Source organism: Bartonella sp. AP58NXGY, from assembly GCF_042195785.1.
In the GTDB taxonomy this organism is placed as follows: domain Bacteria; phylum Pseudomonadota; class Alphaproteobacteria; order Rhizobiales; family Rhizobiaceae; genus Bartonella.
Window position 1 is genome coordinate 345 of sequence record NZ_JBHIOY010000371.1, and the last position, 249, is coordinate 593.

Sequence of the window (249 nt, forward strand, 5' to 3'; positions counted from 1 at the left end):
AAAATGATCAAAAGCGAACAATAAGAGGGCTAATCCTAAAAGGGGACCGATAAGATTTTTTTCTTTTGTATCGTAAGATGAAGGATTCTTATTAAGAGAAGTTGGCAATGATGATTGTTTCATCAAGCGCGAAGAATGGTTTAAGAGATTAAGCGCATAAAAGTCATTTTTGACACCATAAAGTCCTGGAGGCGTATGATAGGAAGGATGGGGTGGATTTTGAGCGTCAAAGACCAGTCGAACAACATC

Annotated in this window: 1 protein-coding gene; it reads right to left on the reverse strand. The window is 38.2% G+C overall.

Going from position 1 to position 249, the window contains the following annotated elements:
- A partial coding sequence (locus ACFINC_RS11490; protein ID WP_375617284.1) for a hypothetical protein occupies positions 1-249 on the reverse strand: 249 nt, incomplete at both ends.